General features: G+C 62.0%; 11 protein-coding genes. 2 read left to right on the top strand and 9 right to left on the bottom strand.

Features of this window, described 5'->3' with window-relative positions; genetic code table 11:
* Nucleotides 1–2: 2 nt before the first annotated feature.
* From OM977_RS04610 to OM977_RS04625, 4 genes are all read right to left on the bottom strand, one after another.
* Nucleotides 3–1,112, bottom strand: coding sequence for a hypothetical protein (locus OM977_RS04610; protein WP_264356363.1), 1,110 nt, complete (start codon nucleotides 1,110–1,112; stop codon nucleotides 3–5).
* A 90-nt stretch (nucleotides 1,113–1,202) separates the two neighbouring features.
* A complete protein-coding gene (locus tag OM977_RS04615) occupies nucleotides 1,203–3,734 on the bottom strand; it encodes a sigma-70 family RNA polymerase sigma factor (RefSeq protein WP_264356364.1) in 2,532 nt (843 codons plus the stop codon).
* A gap of 40 nt (nucleotides 3,735–3,774) precedes the next feature.
* Nucleotides 3,775–5,292: an ADP-ribosylglycohydrolase family protein gene (locus OM977_RS04620; protein WP_264356365.1), complete on the bottom strand. Its 1,518-nt coding sequence runs from the start codon at nucleotides 5,290–5,292 to the stop codon at nucleotides 3,775–3,777.
* Nucleotides 5,289–6,248 (bottom strand): ARPP-1 family domain-containing protein, encoded by a 960-nt coding sequence (locus OM977_RS04625; RefSeq protein ID WP_264356366.1) that lies wholly within the window; start codon nucleotides 6,246–6,248, stop codon nucleotides 5,289–5,291. Before OM977_RS04625 ends, OM977_RS04620 begins: the two co-directional genes overlap by 4 nt.
* Nucleotides 6,249–6,339: 91 nt before the next feature.
* Here OM977_RS04625 and OM977_RS04630 point away from each other — a divergent pair, with 91 nt between their 5' ends.
* A complete protein-coding gene (locus OM977_RS04630) occupies nucleotides 6,340–7,008 on the top strand; it encodes an NUDIX hydrolase (RefSeq protein WP_264356367.1) in 669 nt (222 codons plus the stop codon).
* A gap of 125 nt (nucleotides 7,009–7,133) precedes the next feature.
* Here OM977_RS04630 and OM977_RS04635 read toward each other — a convergent pair whose 3' ends face one another.
* From OM977_RS04635 to OM977_RS04655, 5 genes are all read right to left on the bottom strand, one after another.
* Complete coding sequence (locus tag OM977_RS04635) at nucleotides 7,134–7,319, bottom strand: hypothetical protein (protein ID WP_264356368.1); 186 nt, start codon at nucleotides 7,317–7,319, stop codon at nucleotides 7,134–7,136.
* An 85-nt stretch (nucleotides 7,320–7,404) separates the two neighbouring features.
* Nucleotides 7,405–8,985, bottom strand: coding sequence for an SIR2 family NAD-dependent protein deacylase (locus OM977_RS04640; protein ID WP_264356369.1), 1,581 nt, complete (start codon nucleotides 8,983–8,985; stop codon nucleotides 7,405–7,407).
* Between the two features lie 320 nt (nucleotides 8,986–9,305).
* The gene (locus OM977_RS04645) at nucleotides 9,306–10,610 is read right to left on the bottom strand and encodes a hypothetical protein (RefSeq protein ID WP_264356370.1); all 1,305 of its coding nucleotides are present in this window, start codon (nucleotides 10,608–10,610) and stop codon (nucleotides 9,306–9,308) included.
* A 126-nt stretch (nucleotides 10,611–10,736) separates the two neighbouring features.
* Entirely contained in the window at nucleotides 10,737–12,539 is a 1,803-nt protein-coding gene (locus OM977_RS04650) for a DUF262 domain-containing protein (RefSeq protein ID WP_264356371.1), read from the bottom strand.
* A gap of 213 nt (nucleotides 12,540–12,752) precedes the next feature.
* Nucleotides 12,753–14,093, bottom strand: a complete 1,341-nt coding sequence (locus OM977_RS04655) for a hypothetical protein (protein WP_264356372.1) — start codon at nucleotides 14,091–14,093, stop codon at nucleotides 12,753–12,755.
* Between the two features lie 195 nt (nucleotides 14,094–14,288).
* Between OM977_RS04655 and OM977_RS04660 the strand changes: the two genes are divergently transcribed.
* The gene (locus tag OM977_RS04660; RefSeq protein ID WP_264356373.1) at nucleotides 14,289–17,186 is read left to right on the top strand and encodes a DEAD/DEAH box helicase; all 2,898 of its coding nucleotides are present in this window, start codon (nucleotides 14,289–14,291) and stop codon (nucleotides 17,184–17,186) included.
* Nucleotides 17,187–17,188: the final 2 nt, after the last annotated feature.

A 17,188-nucleotide genomic window follows, 5' to 3' on the forward strand; every position in this document is an offset into this window, starting at 1 on the left:
GCTCAAAACCCCAGTGATTGTTGTGGCGGGTGGATCGCGCGCCGGACGGCGGGTGGCAAGCCGAGCACCAGCGCGCTTTGTCCGGTATCCTCTTCGAGCACGTCGTCCTCGTCCTCCTCCTCCGGAAGGATGACCTGCATGGCGGAAGCCCAGCTGCCGTAGTGACGGATGATTTCCACCGCGGAAGGCCGGTCGTTCCTCATGGACGCTTCGGAGAAGACCCACCGGTCGTAGGTGGCAATGCTCATGGGATGTTCAAAACCCATGCATTCCTCCGTGAAACCGTCGAGCGCATCAAAGAAGTCGTTGTCGGTAAATCTGGACTCGGAACCTGGCAGGCTCAGCCCGGCCGCCCGCAGTGCGGCGTCCCAGAAGCCATAACCGTAACGGCGTAGCAGTACGGATCCCGGCACCGGCCACTGGCCATCCGCGGCAACTCTGGTGTTTCCCAGGCGCGAAGAAACCGCCGCCGCCGTCTTCGTATAGTCCGCATAGGAGATGGCCCGCAATGCCCTGGCGCGGATGGCGAGCTTCGTAGTTTCCGCCACGGCGGCGAACTCCGCCAGGCGCCGCGGCGGAAAGCTGGGCTGCATGAGTGACCGAAGCGCGGCCAATTCCTCGATCGGCATGGTGCCGAGCGCCAGCTGATAGTCCGGTTCGATTCCGTGGTGTTTGCCCGCCACGTACAAGAGACTGAGCTTGTCGCCCAAGGTTCTTGGAGGCAGGGCCCTCTCCGTCCGCTCGGAAGCGACTCCGGGAATGTTCACGAGCTCGACGCCGACCTCCACGTCGATGGCCGTCTGCAGCGCTTTCAAGACCTTCGGCGTATCAGACCAGGCAATCCCGGCGCCGGCCAGCCGGTACAACAGGACGCGGTTCTTGTAGAGAACCTCGTCCGTGGCCAGGCTCCGGCGTCTGACGGATCTCGCGCGCTGTAGCTCGTGGTGGCTGGCTGGTTGCGTGGCCAAGAAATTGCAGAGTTCGTCGACCGTGCAACCCAAATCGGCGGCGATGGCGCGGAGAGGTTCACCGGCCGCATATGCGTCGTCCGCTGGTTCACTGCGCATGACGGCGTCACGCTGTTCCCGACTGAGTTCAGGAGCTGTAGTCATGGTCACATTCCTACCAGTAGTAGCCGACATTGCCCGGCAGTGATGATGTTTGGCCGCGCGGCCACGGCGCATTACAGCCGAAGACACCGCTTAGTCGCTCTCTGCAGTGGCCACTGCCGTCTCGGGTGTTTTCGAGTGCACCGAGTCGTAGCCGTCAAACATGAATTGTCGCAACACCTCGGATCGAGATGGATGGCAGAGCTTCTTCATCGTCTTTGCTTCGATCTGCCGGATGCGCTCCCGGGTGACGCCATACACCTGGCCGATTGCGTCCAAGGTCTTTTCCTGGCCATCGGTCATTCCGAAGCGCATCGCGATGATGCCGGCCTCCCGTTCCTCCAGTGTGTCCAGAACAGCATGCACCTGCTCTTTCATAAGTTGCTGAAAGAGCGAGTCCGTCACATCCAGGTCAAACGGATCGGCCAGCTGTTCGGCCAGCGCTTCGGAGCCTCCCCTGCCATCGGGCACTTGCATATCCAGCGAGTAGATCGCTTTGTCCAACGTCAGAAGATATTCGACCTTTTCGGTTGAACTGTCCGTGAGCTGGGCAAGATCTTCATTCGTGCACGAGGACCCATTCATTGCAGCAGTTCGTTGCGCCGACTGCAGCTTTTGGAGCTGCTCGACCATGTGGACGGGCAAGCGGATAAGACGTGCCTGATCAGCCAAGGCCCTCGTGATGGCTTGGCGGATCCACCACGTCGCATAGGTGGAGAACTTGAAGCCTTTGGTGAAATCGAATTTGCAGACAGCCCTGTGCAGTCCCAAGTTGCCTTCCTGGATCAAGTCCAGGAAGGCAAGGCCCCTGTTGGAGTAGTGTTTGGCGATCGAAACCACCAGTCGCAGGTTTGAGTTCAGCAGAGTGTCAGCCGCTCGTTTTCCCAGCAGAACGAGAAACTCAAGTTCACGGATTTCCCGTCGCGGGCGCGTCGAACCCTTATCGGCGAGGAGATGCTCCGCAAAAACCCCGGCCTCGATCTCCTGCGCCAGCTCCACTTCCTGCTCTGCCGTCAGCAATTCGTAGCGGCCAAGCCGCCGGAGGTAGTCCGCGACGGCGTCGTCGGTGACACTCTCGCTGCCGGCAAGCTGTTCAGGCCACTCATCGTCTTCCAAGTCGAAACCTACAGGCTTGGCATCATCTTCGGGTTCTTCAAGTGGCGGCTCGGGCAACGCCTGGGTTTGCTCCACAACAGCGATCGGATCTGCCTCAGCGATTGGCTGAAGCTCGGGTTTGGGCTCGGCCACGACGTGGTGGAGAAAGCTCCGCAACCGGTCCAAGTCGGTCCTGATGTCGAAGAACTCGACCTTGCGGGCGAACGGAAGCACCCGGCCCAGAAACTCTTCGCCCTGGACATTGGGGTCCTCGACCGTGTCTTTCGAGTACAGGACAACGAGACGCCCGACGCGACCGTCGGCCTTCTTGCGGATGACGCGTCCCAGACGCTGGACCATCTGTCGCTGGCTGCGATTGGCCGCGACGATGATGCCGAGGTCAGCTTCCGGCACGTCGATGCCTTCATCGAGCAGTCTCGGCGCGGCCAGGATCTGCGAAGTACCGTTGCGGAATTCCTCCATGCCCTGCCGGCGTTCATCCTTGGCCATCCCGCTGAAGATCGCAGAAGCCTTGGAACCCATCGCCGTGTACAGCTCCTGGGCACGCCTCGCAGATTCTTGAGTTTGGGTGAACACCAGCGTGCCGCGAGACTGGTCGACTGTCTCCTTGAGGGCTGCCAAAGCGTGGTATTTGGTCCGGGCTTCTGCCAGCAAGGTGAGCCTGGACGCCATCGCCCGCATGTACTTTCGCGCAATCGTCGATTCCCGAGTGGTGGAGTCTGACCCGGCGAGGGAGGCGACTGCCGCAATGAACCGGTGGAACGGACGCCGGGGGATTCCGGCGTAGGTCTCCAGGTTGCGCGCCGCTTCCAGCATTGTGTTCGAGAGATCGTCGTAGTTGATTCTCTCCGTCGGCGTGAGTTCAACACCGACGAGGGCGATGTCGAACGGTGCGATGACATTGTCTTTCAGCGCGCGGTCGTACCAAAGCTTGTAGACGACTCCGCCGAAATATGGCGACAAGACAGTCTCGTGCTCTCCGTCCGACCGCTCGTAGGTGGCGGTCAGTCCGAGCCGCCATGCGAATCCCTCTTGAAGAGCCCCTGTGAACATGGGAGCGGCGTAGCGGTGGCATTCGTCCGCGATGATTAGCCCGGCCTTGTGGCTCCGCAGTGTCTCGCGGTTGGACGCCGAGTGGACTATGGCCACCAGGATGTCCACCTGGTCAAGTGAATCTGTGCGACCATCGCCGAGCGCGCCCCGGCGGGCCTGGGGGAGGTCGCGCTGGATAGAGGACAGCCATTGACGCTGGAGCTCGGCGGTGGGGACGAGAATCAATACCTTGATTCCCTGGCGGACGGCTTCAAATGCAGCAGCGATCCCGACGCGGGTTTTGCCCGATCCGGTGACGGCCTCCACCACCCCACGCCGAGCATTCGAGTGCCAGGCCTTCAGCGCTTCCTGTTGCCACGAGTACAAGAATGCGTAGTCGTAAGAAGTTGGAACAGAGGCGGCCGAGGCAGGCTCGGAGTCCGTCCCATTCATTACCTCCTGGATCAGGTCAGTCATTTCATCCCCCATTTGGACTGTTCAAGCTCTTGAACGCAGACTACTTGGCCGGTGTGACACTATTCACTCCGTTCGCCGGCACCGCGCCGAGCGACCGAAGAAACAGCGGGTTTGGGTTCGCTCCGGGCAGTACGCGCTTCACGTCCTCCAGTGCTTCCAGCGGCGTAATCCCGGCAACCTGCGCTCCATACAGCGCAGCCACTGTCGGCGTCCGTGACTCGGCCCGCACGCAGTGCAACAGCACCGTCCTGCCCTCCGAGCGGAAGTGTTCGACGGCGCCTGCCGCGTCTTGCAGCACGAACGCGGCGTGGGCGTTGTCGTCGTCGACGGGGGAGTCGACGATCCAGAAAGTGGCGTGGTCTTCCGGCAAGACCGAGGGTGCATCCTCGGTCCCCAGCCGGCACAGTGACACCACGGCGTCGATGCCCAGCTCGGCCACCCGCCCGACCGAACCGACGCCGCCCAGCCAGACGCCGTCGTCATGCGGGTGCCGGACCAGCGCGTCGGTGCGGCTCCACATGCTGTAGTCGTGGCGCTGAGCACGGGGCCAGGACGTGAACCGGCGGCCCTCGCCGCGGCCGAGTTCCATGCCGAGAATCATCAGGTCGTGGGCCCGCAACCCGGGCCAGCCGTGCAGGCGGCGCCTCCACTCGAAGGGCACCGCGGTGTAGCCGTAGGCCGCACCCAGCAGGCCGCCCGCAATGGCGGCGACGGTGTCCGTGTCCCGGCCACCGCGCACGGCTTCCTCTAGTGCGACCCGGAGGTGCGCCGGGCCGGACGTGGACAAGCCCGCAAAGTGGATGGCGCTCCAGGCGCCCTGGAAGGCCTCGACCACCCAGCCGTTGCGGGTGAAGTCCCGCGGCCGGGAGCGCTCGGCAACCTCGATCCGGTCGAGCCACACCGCAACCCGGGCGGCCGGCAGGAGAGTCAGCCCGGCCCGGACATCGAGCCGCCCCGTCAAAACGGCGCCGCGGATGGCGACGCACCAGAGGCCGCAGGCTTCCTGCGCGTCGGGGTCGGCGTGGGTCAGGGCGCTGAGCACCCTTGCCTGGGCCATGAGCTCGGCCGGATCCCGGTCCAGGTAGGCAAGCGCTAGCGGGGCGGCGCGCATCAGCGACCCGTTCCCGGCGCTGCGTCCGGTGCGGGCGTGGAAGTCCGCGGCCGCGGCGCTGAAGTCGGCGGCGTGGACCTTGCTCCGGCCGGCAGCGGCGGCAAGCCGGCGGGCGGCCGCGATGACGGAGCTGGTCTGGGCGCCCACGTCCTTGGCCTCGGCGGCCCATGCCGTCCAGGCGCGGACGATCATGGTGAACGCCGCGGGGGAAGAGGATCCGGCGTCGGACCCTGCCTCCAGCAAGGCCTGGGCGATCGGGATGGCCATGGAGGTATCGTCGGTCCACTCGGCCGGCGCGAACCCGAACGGCCCGCCGCCCTTCATGGTGACTTCGGCGCCGTCCGGCAACGGCGCGCCGAATTCGTAGCCTGCTCCGAGGGCGTCGCCGGCGGCCAGGGCGACGAGGACTCCGGCCGCGCGGTCATTCTGCAAGGGGGTCAGTTTCATGCCATCTCCATCAGGGGGTGCTTGGTGTTCCAGCCGGTCAGGTGGGCCAGCTGGGGGCGGCGCGTGGGAAGCTCGACGGCGATGCCGGCGGCGGACACCGTGCCGGCGGCGCGGGTGACATTGCGGCTCCGCAGGGAGCCTTGGCTCCGGACCTCGCCAGCCTCCGCGCCGCCGTCGAACGTGCCGAAGTCCATCGCCTGGACCTGGGCGGCGAAGTCGCGCGCCCGCTGGCCCGGCATGGGACCGGACGCCAGCGCCTGGGGTGAGAGGAGCTCCAGGTCCAGCAGCGCGGAATCGATCAGCTGGCGGTAGTGGCGGCGGAAGAGCGTGCTGGTGCCGAAAACCTCCAGGAGCAGCGGCTGCTGGCCCAGGCCGATGACGACGCCGCGCTGTCCTTCCAGCGCATCGGGAGCATCCGCGGCATCGAACCGGTTGTGTGCGTCGTCCTTGAACAGGTCCATATGGTCGAGCAGGGAGCTGGTCACCGAGCGGCCGCGGACTGCATCGAAGCGGCTGACCCGCTCCCAGATGCGGCCCTGCCGGTTGCCCCCGCGCTGGCCGTCGATGCCGTTGGCGAGCTCGGACCAGACGTTGAGCGGGGCTCGCCGTGCCTGCCGGCGGTGGCTGGTCTCCCCGGCTTCCCAGCGGCCGGCCTCGACGCAGAAGGTGTCGATGTCGCGGGTTTCGCCGGGGCCCAGGACGACGTCGCGGGCGCAGGTCCGGTGCTGCTGTCCGCCTTCGAGCAGCTCGCCTTCCAGCAGCAGGGCCGGGTGCGGGCCGTTGTTGGTGACGGTGAGCCGGGCGACCTGGGGGCCGCTGGCGAGCTCGGTCACGGCGACGTCGGCGTGGGTGCCGGTGCTAATGCCCAGGTTGCCGGAGCCGGAGGTCCAGACGGGGAAGATGCTCAGCGGGCCGAGCCTGCTGCCGGCGCCGACGTGAAGCTGGGGGACTTTCATGGGAACCTCCGTGATTTATATCAAATCTGCGCTAATTGACTCCAGTATGCACGGCTTGCATCTTTAGCGCAACACTGCGATAAATATTCTTGTGAAGGATTCCAAGAACAGCCCTGCTGTGTCCCTGCTCGACTATCCGCGCCCCTCGGTGGCGGTGGATACGGCGGTGCTGACGGTGGCTGGTGGGGATGTGTGCGTGCTGCTCGTGCGGCGCGAAGAGGATCACCAGCACGGAAAGTGGGCGCTGCCCGGCACGTTCCTCCGTGAACGCGAAACCCTCGCGGACGCGGCGCTTCGCTGTCTGCGGGAGAAGGCGGGAATCTCCGGCCGAGTGCCTCGCCAGCTGCGGGTGTTTGACGAGCCGGGCCGTGACGACCGAGGCTGGGTGCTGTCAGTGGCCCACGTGGACGTGGTGCCCCTGGCGGCTCTTGAAGACGCGTTGAATTCCGACGCCGTCCGGCTGGCTTCGGTGACCGGGGAGCCGGGACTGATTGCGGCGCTGCCGTATGGCCACGAGGCCATTGTGGCGAAGGCCGTGGAGTGGCTACGGGCTGCCTACGGGGAGGCCCCGGATCCTGGCGAGTTGCTGGATGAGCCGTTCACGCTGAAGGACCTGCGGGACCTGCACGAGGCGGTGGCCGGCGCTCCTTTGATGCGCGACACGTTCCGGCGCTTTATGGAGCCAAAGCTGGTGGGGACCGGGCGGATGTCCGACGGGACTCGGGGGAGGCCTTCACGGTTGTGGGTGCGGGGGGCATGAGATCGCGTGCGGAAGTAGTTTCCGTTGTCATGGCACCCAATCGGTGCACTACTGGCAGGGACGAGCCCCAGCATGCTCCAGGTAAGGAGTAGTTAGGACCGGGCCGTGCAAGCGGCGCTGGCCGGTCACAACAACCACCCCTGCTTTCGGTCCAGCCAACGCTCAAAGCGATGGGGGATAGACCTCACGTAGCGCCTCAACGCAACGAAGGAAGCAATGAACGAAGAGACCACGAGTGTAGCGACGATGGCGATGCCGAGGGGCGTCTGGATCGCGCTGAGGAAGCTCGTGAAGAGGGGCATGATCTCCATGGACGGCAGCCTAGACTGGCTCCGACGATTTAGGCGAAGGACTCGGTCTCGGGAGGGGCCCGTGGGCGAAAGCCCGGGGGCGTTTCTAAGACAGGTCCTTCAAACCCAGTTCTCGGAGAGCCTTGTCGAGCACGCCCCACACTTCGGCTGTACCAGCTGACCGTTCCAGGCCCGCCAGGGCAAGGAGCTGCCGCCGCAGGTCGAGTTCGTCGTCGGCGAGCCCTTGGTTGTAGGCGGGAGCGAGCAAATAGGAGTGGTTGTCGGTCGCGTAGGCGGCCATCATGTCCAGGAAGATCTCGAGCTCCCGCCCGGCAGTCGCTAGTGCGATGCGGACGTCAGCTGGGTCGGCGTCTGGCACCGGGGCACTGGACATGGAATGGATCTCCAGCTTGCCTGTCCACACGAGCGTCTGAAGCGGTTCGTCAAAGAGCGACAACACCGTGCCCATCTGGTGGTCCATCGAGGCATCATTCGGGAGCGCTCGCCTGACGTCGTGGACGATCTCATGGAAATGGTCATCGGCTAGCCCGAACCCAACGAACAGCAAGTGATGGGTCAGCAGGTGCGCCTTGACCAGTGCGGACAGCGCATCCCGATTGCTGTTGTAACCAAGGTAGTCGTCACGGGTCAGCACGATACTGTCGGGCTGGCTAACGGATCCATGGAGTTTCAAGAGCCAGTCAGTACCGACTGCAGGAATGTTCTCCGGCATTACGGTCCGCGGCCGTTGGGCGTCTCTACAGGCCGATTCGAAAAGCCGGTCATAGTTGAGAGTGATCGCCCCGGTTGACGGCACGGTGGCGAGAAGCGCCGGCGCCAACCCGTACCGAGGCAGGTCGACTGCTTTAGCCACTGCCTTGCCGAAAGCCGCCCGGGACCCATTCTGGTCGGCATAGAGTTGTTCGAGAACTCCGGCCTGGTCCAACAGGTTCAGTCCTTGGAACGCGCCTGCCTGTGCTTCCTTGAGATCGATGCCGGCGCTCAACGTATCGAGCAGCTGACTCCAGCTTGGGGCGCCGGCGCTGACGCTCACGCCGGCGCCGAGGAAAGGCACTAGGTGTCCCGCTTGTGCAATCTGGCCTAGGCACCTTGCTTTCTCCCGCAGGTGGTCGCCGAGAGAGGGCCAGGAAAAGCCGCTAGCGGCCTCGCGCCTCAGCTTCTGGGCCAGTGAGAACGCTGCTTTGTCCCTCAAGACCAGCACAATGTCGACGTCGTATCGGGCGGCAAGGTCGGCGGATGCCCCAAGAATTGCACGCAGCGCGGCACCAAGGTGGTTTCCGGCGCCGCCCCCGGCGGTGCCGAAGAACGGTAGGGCCAAAAGCCGGTAGGGGCGGTGATCCAGCGGCGCAGGTATGGCTGATAATGCGCTGCGAACGAACGACTCGAGACGTTCGGCGACGACGGCGGGGCTCCAACCACCGTCGTCGGGAACCGCAGTCATGATCGGGAAGGGTAAAACCGGATCCCAAGGGCGGACCGGCTCAGCCAGGGCGCTACCGTCACGGAAGCCCGTCGAGACTGAAGCCGCTGCCATGGTTCGCAGGTTTGGATGCGCCTTCAGCCAATGCTGTTCAATTGTGACCTTGGAGTCAGTTGGGAGCAGCCACGCGTCGCACCGGAGGTTCAAGATGTCGGCCATGGCTACGAAGACATGCGGTTGCGTCATTGGATCTGTCTATCAGATTTCAGCAGCACCTAAGCAGGCTTCTTCAGCCGAGGTGCTGGGCTATCGCGTCATTGCGTCAGTCCTTGAATTGACGTTGTGGATCTGCGGCAGTGGTTCAATGGGCACGCAGTGGACTCCAAGTCGTTGGTCTCTCTAGAGCGCCTTCCTACAGGGAGAGAACCCACTTGGTCCTGAACTCTATCGATACCGGCATCTCGAAGGTCTGATCCGCGCGCTGGCCATGGCGTTTTCGGCGGCGGCCTTCCTTGGAGCCCCCGAAATCACTACTGCTGCTCGGCCGAAGGCCGAGGCGACACAGGCTAGAAGTCCTCAGAAATGCAATGGACCTCCGGGAGTCGGTCCCTTAGGAGCCGAAAGGCTACAGAAAGCTGATCACGACCTACCGCCTGGGCAATTGTTTGAAGCGCGGCGCCCGTCCGGAACAAATCGTGTACGTCGTCGACGTCCTGATGGGTCCAAGCTCGCCGCCATTTTGGAACGTTTTCATCTTCAAGTGGACCCCGCGGCTCCAAGATGAGGTTGGTCAGTGCGATTACGACTGAACGACTTGTTGTACCAAAATGACGAGCGAGGTCCGCAATCTCCATGTCTTCGTTGTCGGCGTAGAGGTGAAGCAATCGAGTCAGCTCAGTTGACGACCAGTTTCGGTTGTCGTCTGAGTCATTGCTTGGATCGGCACGGCCGATGACAGCGCTCATAGCAGGTGTACTGTCCGCGTCGTGGCGAAATAGGCTTGAGACCGGCGGGTCCGCTTCGTAAGACCGGAAACTCTCTGGGCTGCCGCCGGTCTGGAGTGTTTTCTCGATGGGTGATTCGTTATAGGTTGTCATGGACAATTCGGGTGCATGGCCCCCGGGGAAACCATTCGTCTCCGGGGACAGGACGAGGCCCGTGGGCACCCGGGGGATTTGATTTGCGAAAAGCTGGAACGCAACCTCGAACTGGTCGCGCTGCATATTGCGAGCGATGTTGGGCAAACTCACGGCGCTCGAGTAGTAGTAATCTAGGATCTTTAGCTCTCCGGTACTCCACGCGGTCTGGAACTTCGGAGCGGTCGAATCGACCATCCGACCGATAGGTTCTAGAAGTTGGCGGCTGAGCTCGTAGACCACCGCACGGCCGGTGACACCGCACGTCCGGGATAGAACCGCGATTGAATCACCTTTTCTGTAGCCGGCCAACAATCGCTGCCCTTCCTCGACACTCCACGGTCGTGTTTGATCGGGGTCTGCCGGAGCCCGCGGCACGGGGACAGAAGGAGTTGGCAAGGTGCCCACTCCACCAGTCGGTTGTTTTGCGGTCGGCCTGTTCGCAGTCACCGTGAAAAGGTCTTGCGTTTCCGGAGTCGCCACTGCGGCGAGCCCCTCCCCGTCCACGGCCAGTCCGACCAGAACGGCGGGTGCAACTTTGAGCTGCGTGGGATGCGCGGGCCTTGGGCCTTCCTGGAACGGACCGTCAGTTCTTGGATGGTGAGCAAGTGCAGCCATGCGAGCGTCCGAGGTGACGTGGCTTTTTTCTAAGGCCTTGCTTCGGCGCATTACCCAGACGATAAAGAGACAGACGACGGAAATCGCCCCCAATACGACAGCCCATTCAAAAGTCACTTCGGTCCCCTAACCCATGTGCTGCTTAGTATTGCTGCACAATCATGACCCAGAGCACAGACCTTTACCTTTACCTCCATGTCTTTACTAGCCGTCCTGTTGTGCAAGAGGCATACCCGTCGCTCGTCAGTCGAGCGGCGCAGTTTCGACTGGGGTTCCGACGGGCGTGACCCGGGGCCACACCCGGCAAGCGACTTCTGCGAGCTGACGCGCCCGGGTTTGGATCGAGGCTTCGTCCCAAGACGCTGAGGAAGCGAGTGGCTTGTTGAGTTGGAGGCCGGACTGCAAAGCGAACTCGGGGCGTTTGATGTCCCACCCGAAGTTTGAAACTCCTTGGTTGAACCTGGACGTTACGAGGGTGAGGTTTCCGATGCGGTGGGCGGCAGAATGTCGCTGCTGCGACGCTAGCTCGAGTTGCGCCGGATCGTCTATGTTTAGGGGCCAGTGAGATTGCCATGACGAGGGCAGGATGTGCTCAATCTGCAGTTGCTCATAGTCAAACTTCGCTGGCTCTGTGCGCGGGTTCTCTAACTGAAGCTGCTTGTCGATTGCACCCAGAACGAGCCGGATCCTCTCCTGTGTGAAGGAGTTATAGAACTTGTTATTGGCAAAGGAGGATGTAATTTCATCATCGGTTGGCCAAGCCAACCCTTGGGACGCAGAGCTCATGTAAGCCGTGACGGCATCAGAAATACTGCGCCCCTCAACGTGCGCAGCTTGGGCCGATTTCAGCACATCCACAAAGAACGTGCCATATCCCCTAGTGTTTGCCCCTGTGACCATACGACGCATCACCCAGGACTCGATCGCGCCCACAGCGATCTCGTGGTCAGAGATCGGAAATACGTCGACCGGAAGAGTACGAAGCCATAGGAGAAGTGGCACGGCGGTCAAAACACGAATCCGGTCGAGCCGGGCGTAGGCCTGTGCCAAGGTAGCGGACTCTGCTCGTTCTGGATGGTAGACAGTGACGTACGCCTCCGCATACTCGCTGAGTTCCTTGAGTACAGTCTCAGTAGCTCTGTTATTGGCAGCCAAGTACGCACGAACCTGCCCGTACAGGTGACCAACGGCCGCTTCCTGCCCCGAGACAGCAGTCAGCCAAGCGGATAGTAGAACATCACGACGTCCACGGGCGGCGTGGCCGGTACCAACTGTGGTCTTCCACCATGCTTCGTCCAGGGGAGCCCAATACCGGTCGTACAGTGTGTCGAGCTCCACTTCGCCACGCAGATCGCCGCGAAGAAACAGCAGGTTCTTTACCAAGTCAGCTGCCGACAGCGGGGTTTGACGTCCATTGAGCACTTCGAAAATGACCTGAGCGTCGTCATTGTCTTCGAGGTCTATGACTACAAGTTTGAACAGACCCAATAACGTATCGACGACGGCATCCAGCAGTTCACCATCGGGATCCGCATCGACCGCGAGGCGTGTCTGATCAGCAAAAAACTTTCGTGCGGAAAGATAGGGGTGCCCGTTGCTGGAAGGAATTTCATCTGAAACGGCGTCGGGCCAAACCTCACGGTCTTTACGCCTGGGCCACAGCTTGTACTGGTCTAGATGTTCTGTGGCCACATCCGCTGGGTTCTTGATCAACCGCCGCATTTGCGACGCTCGCGGGGACGCCTTTTCCTGCAGGACGTCGAGAATGCCCCGGGCTAAAAGCTGTAGTGTCGTCAAGCGCTGCTGCCCATCGATAACGGCGCGCTGGTCCACGCCGCCCGTCGACGACGGCAGTTGCTCACAAACTATCGCTCCCAAAAAATGGGGCGTCACGGTCTTGTCGGCACGAGCCCTCGGCTCACCCAGGGCATCGGCTTGACTCCGGGCTTTCTGCAGCCGTTCGGCAGCGGACAAGAGATCCTCATGGAGCAGCTTCCATTGTCCTTCAAGTGTCCACTCGTAGTCCCGCTGAAAAGTGGGGATCACGTACCTCCGCTCAAAGCCAAGAACTGATCTCAATGCGTAGGTATCGGCCTGCAAAGTTCCCCCTGGTTGAAATTCTTAGTGGATGGGAATCCTAGGATGACTGTAGTCCAAGAGCCGGTGAGGGGCGTGCTGGGGCCCGCGTAGCTAGCACGAATAGGTACTGGCCGGATATCAGCTGCGCCTCAGGAGCGAGAACGCATGGCCACCTCGAGCTCAGTTTTTCCTACGACATGCCATCCACTGCGCGAAATCGGACCACATGAAGTCGTATTTGGAGCAGTCGCGACGCCCGAAGTCCCAGAACTCGAGTGCCAAAGCGGCTGCGTAGTGGCTGAGGACGTACAGGTACTGACCGCCCCAGGGACGCAGGTCGCCCTCATCTGCAGGCATGTGGTTTTCTATGTCCAGTGCGCCTATGTGGTCCTCTTCCCAATGACCAGAGCGACGCCGCAAGCCGGATCCATCGTCAATCGCGCCGAGGACGAGATCTATCAGGGGAAAGTCTCGTGATTCATAGGGGTCCACATCTGTGACGAATGAGACGGAATCTGAAGTCGAATACCAACGTGTCTCGTATAGAGGAACTGGCCCTGGAACCGTATCCCACCAACGGACGGCATCTGGCAGACGAGACAAGTCCATTTCCTCGAGGCGCCGTTGAGAACTCACCTGATTCTGGGTCCGCATCCAGCTGCAATGCTTGCGAACCCATTCGTTCGTGCCTCGTCGGACGACGAGTTCTGTTGCTTGGCCATCCTCATTGCACAAGAATCCGGCCTTGGCGGAAGCTGCTAGTAGGTGCTGTGCGGACTGCCAGTCGAGCGCAGACTCTTCCTCCAAGAACAGGAGGTGGGAATCAAAAGTTGGAATGATCGGGAATGATGCGCCAATCGCCATCGCGACACCGAGGGCCTCGTCATGCCTTGGCCCACGCCCCTCATGTTCATCCTCGATTTCAGGCCGAAAATCCCAAGCTGCCTGAAGATGCCTGTCTGCGACGCCATTAACGGCGGACCTCTGGAGAAAGTCCTGAATTGTCAAACTTTTCTCAAGCTTCCAGCCTGCATCCGGGGTGCGGTGCCAGATAGCTTGCTCCGTCACTAACTCAATTCGGCAGCGCGACTGCGGCAGGAAGCAAACTTCAAGGCGGGGAGATTCCGAGCAGAAGACCTCTGGCCGAATGTCCCAACTCACTTCGCGAGCATGGCTGTCAAACCATTCGATGGCTGCTTCATGGAGGTGCGCGGCCACCGTTCCCTCGAAACGCGGGAGGAGATCAAAGAACTGCGGATACTCTGTTGCACTCGCAGATTCGGGGCCCTCGAAGAACCACTTGTCCTTATCTTCGTCGGGGGAGGGCTCGATCCAGGCACCATTTCTCCGGTAGGAGACGGTGCTGCGCTGTGGCTCTCCTTCCAAAGGGGAACACCGGGCTAGTAGCAACCCTTGTTCAGCTCCTAGGTGACGAGTTTCAATAAACCGCAACACCACTTCGGGCAGTTCGCCCTCGAAATCGGTTGAATGGGGCCACGAGCCAGTGTTTCCGGGGTGCATGCTGCCTGCTCTCAATCGTCAAATTTGAACAAAGTTTGGCACGAAATGACGTGCCGCGGCGGCTGCCACGTGTCTGAGGCGGCGTCCCCGAAGTTACGGCCTCCGGTCTAGTATGTTTGGTTGACCACCAGCCTATGAGCGGCATACGCGAGCGCAGCTGATGGTATGGGGATGAACTAAGCACAGGAGCAGGACTTGACACATACAGCCGTAAACCGGGAACTCAATGTCGCGCCCGGTTCGGTGGTGCACATCCGTGACGAGGAGTGGCTTGTAACCAGCGCCGAGAAATCCGTCGACGGGACGCTCGTAAGAGTTCAAGGCCTGAGTGAACTCGTCCGTGATACCACGGCAGCGTTCTACTCCGCGCTGGACACGATCGAAGTAGTGGACCCACGGAACTCCAAGGTCGTCGCAGACAGCAGCCCGAACTACCGCCGGGCTCGCCTCTGGCTCGAATCCACTCTGCGCAAGACGCCGGCACCCCTCAATGACCCCAAGCTCGGTGTCTCCACTCGCATGCTCGCCGACAGCCTCAACTACCAACGGATCGCGGTAGCCAAAGCATTGGACAGTCGCAATGTCCGCCCGCGCATCCTGATCGCAGACGCCGTTGGCCTGGGCAAGACGCTCGAGATCGGGATGATTCTCAGCGAGCTGGTCAAGCGTGGCCGCGGGGAACGCATCCTCATCGTGACACCAAGGCACGTCCTGGAGCAGATGCAGCACGAGCTTTGGTGCCGCTTCGCGCTTCCCTTTGTCCGCTTGGACTCGGCCGGCATCCAGAAGGTCCGCCAGATCCTCCCTGGCACTCGGAACCCGTTCACGTATTTCAAGCGCGCTATCATCTCCATCGACACGCTGAAGAGCGCCCGCTACCGCGCCCATCTGGAGAAGCTGCGCTGGGACGCGGTCGTCATCGATGAGTCCCACAACCTCACCAACTCGGGCACCCAGAATAATGAGCTCGCGCGCGTCCTGGCCCCCAATACGGAGGCCCTGATTCTCGCCTCCGCCACCCCGCATAACGGCAAGAACGATTCGTTCGCTGAGCTGCTCCGGCTGTTGGACCCCACCGTCGTCCGGCCGGATGGCACCTTCGAGCAGAAGGACATCGAGCATCTGATCATCCGCCGGCACCGCCACAGCCCCGAGGTCGCCAGCGAAGTCGGCGCTGACTGGGCGGAGCGGCTCGAACCAGACAACAAACTGATCCCAGCGTCACCGGAAGAGAACGACGTTGCAGACGAGCTGGCTGACACCTGGCTGTACCCCCAAGCGGGCACCTCTCCATATTCGGGACAGAACGGCGGCTTGTTCCCGTGGACCTTGGCAAAAGCCTTCCTATCGAGCCCGGCGGCGCTGCTGGAGACGGTACAGGAACGTCTGAAGAAGCTCGACGGCGGTGCCCTGGCTGGCGAGGCAAAGGAAGCCGAGGCGCTAAAGCGCCTGAAAGAACTGACGGAGGCCTCGCTTGCGGGAAAGTCCGCCAAATACGAAGCCTTGGTGAACTACCTTCAAGAAATCGGCGTCGGCAAAAAATCACCCATGCGGGCGGTGATCTTCGCTGAGCGGGTTCCAACCCTCAAGTGGCTCCAGGAAAAGCTCCCGGCAGACCTCGGTCTCAAGGCAACAAACGTCGCCATCCTCCACGGGGGGCTGAGTGACGTCGATCAACTAGAGATCATTGACGGCTTCAAACGGGAGTCCTCGGACATCCGCGTCCTCGTCACCGGCGACGTCGCCTCCGAAGGTGTCAATTTGCATGCCCAGTGCCACCACCTGATCCACTTCGACATCCCGTGGAGCCTGATCCGCGTCGAACAGCGCAACGGCCGCATCGACCGCTACGGGCAGAAGTTCCCTCCCCAAATCACCACGCTACTTCTCGAGCCGGACAACAGCCAGTTCCGCGGCGACCTCAAGGTCCTGACCCGGGTAATGGAACGTGAACACGAGGCACACACGGTGCTACAGGATGTGGCCTCACTGATGGGCGCCCACAGCGTTGCCCGCGAAGAGGAAGCCATCCGAGATGTGCTTATGAAGAAGAAATCGGTCCACGAAGTCCTCCGCAGCCCTGAAGACGTCACAAGTGGTGACGATTTTGATGCCTTTTTCGAAAGCCTTGCCTCCGATGTACCCGCCAAGAATGACGTCCCGACCGAAACCCAGATCGGTCTCTACGCCACGGACCTCGACTACTTGGATGAGGCCCTCCGGGAAGCATTCGTGACACCGGAAGCCAGCTTGAGCAACAACGGCGTCGCCTGGACCATTCACAAAGAGCACTCCGTTGCCGAACTGGAACCCCCGCGCGACCTTCAGCACCGGCTCGCATACCTCCCGCAGTCCTACCTCTCGGACCGGGCCGTGACCAAGAAGATGAAGCTCGCCACCACTGCAATCTCCGGCAAGCTGGAACTGGAACGCGCCCGTGCTGCGCAGCCCACTGCAGGGGAGAAGACCACGACTTGGCCGGAAGCCCACTTCCTGGGTCCGCTTCATCCGGTGCTCGAATGGGCCAGCGACAAGGCCCTGGCCTCCCTGTCCCGGAGCGAAGTCCTCGCGGTCCGGGGAAATGTCGAGAATGCCACCGTCCTCCTGATGGGCACGCTCATGAACGAGCGCGGCCAGGTCGTCTCCAAAGCGTTCTTCACCGCGGACTTCCCTAACCCGGACAATCCGTCATTTTGTCTGGTCGACACACTCGACGATCTGGGCGCCTACCTGAAAGCCGCGGCACTCACGGCCAATGCGATCAATCCCGGCGCTATAGCCAACGTCGGTCAGCTTCAGCAGCTCGTCCCGGTCGCGGTTGAGAACACGTCAGAAACCCTCGAGGCCACCTTCGCAGCGGCACAGCAGGCAGCGGAACAGCGTCTTGCCGGCTGGCAGGACCGTGCGGATCACTGGCAGGAATCCTCGCTGGAACAGCACCTCCCCGGCATGAGCAAGTCCGCTCTCAAAAAACAGCGCGAACGCATCCAGGAGGAGCAGCGGATTGCTGCCTCCCTCGCGCCGTCGCAGCGCCTCGTCCGCCCGCTTCTGGTCATCGTGCCCGAAATTACCGCAGTTGAAGGGGCCCACTAACC

This window comes from Pseudarthrobacter sp. MM222 (genome assembly GCF_947090775.1).
Classification (GTDB): Bacteria; Actinomycetota; Actinomycetes; order Actinomycetales; family Micrococcaceae; genus Arthrobacter.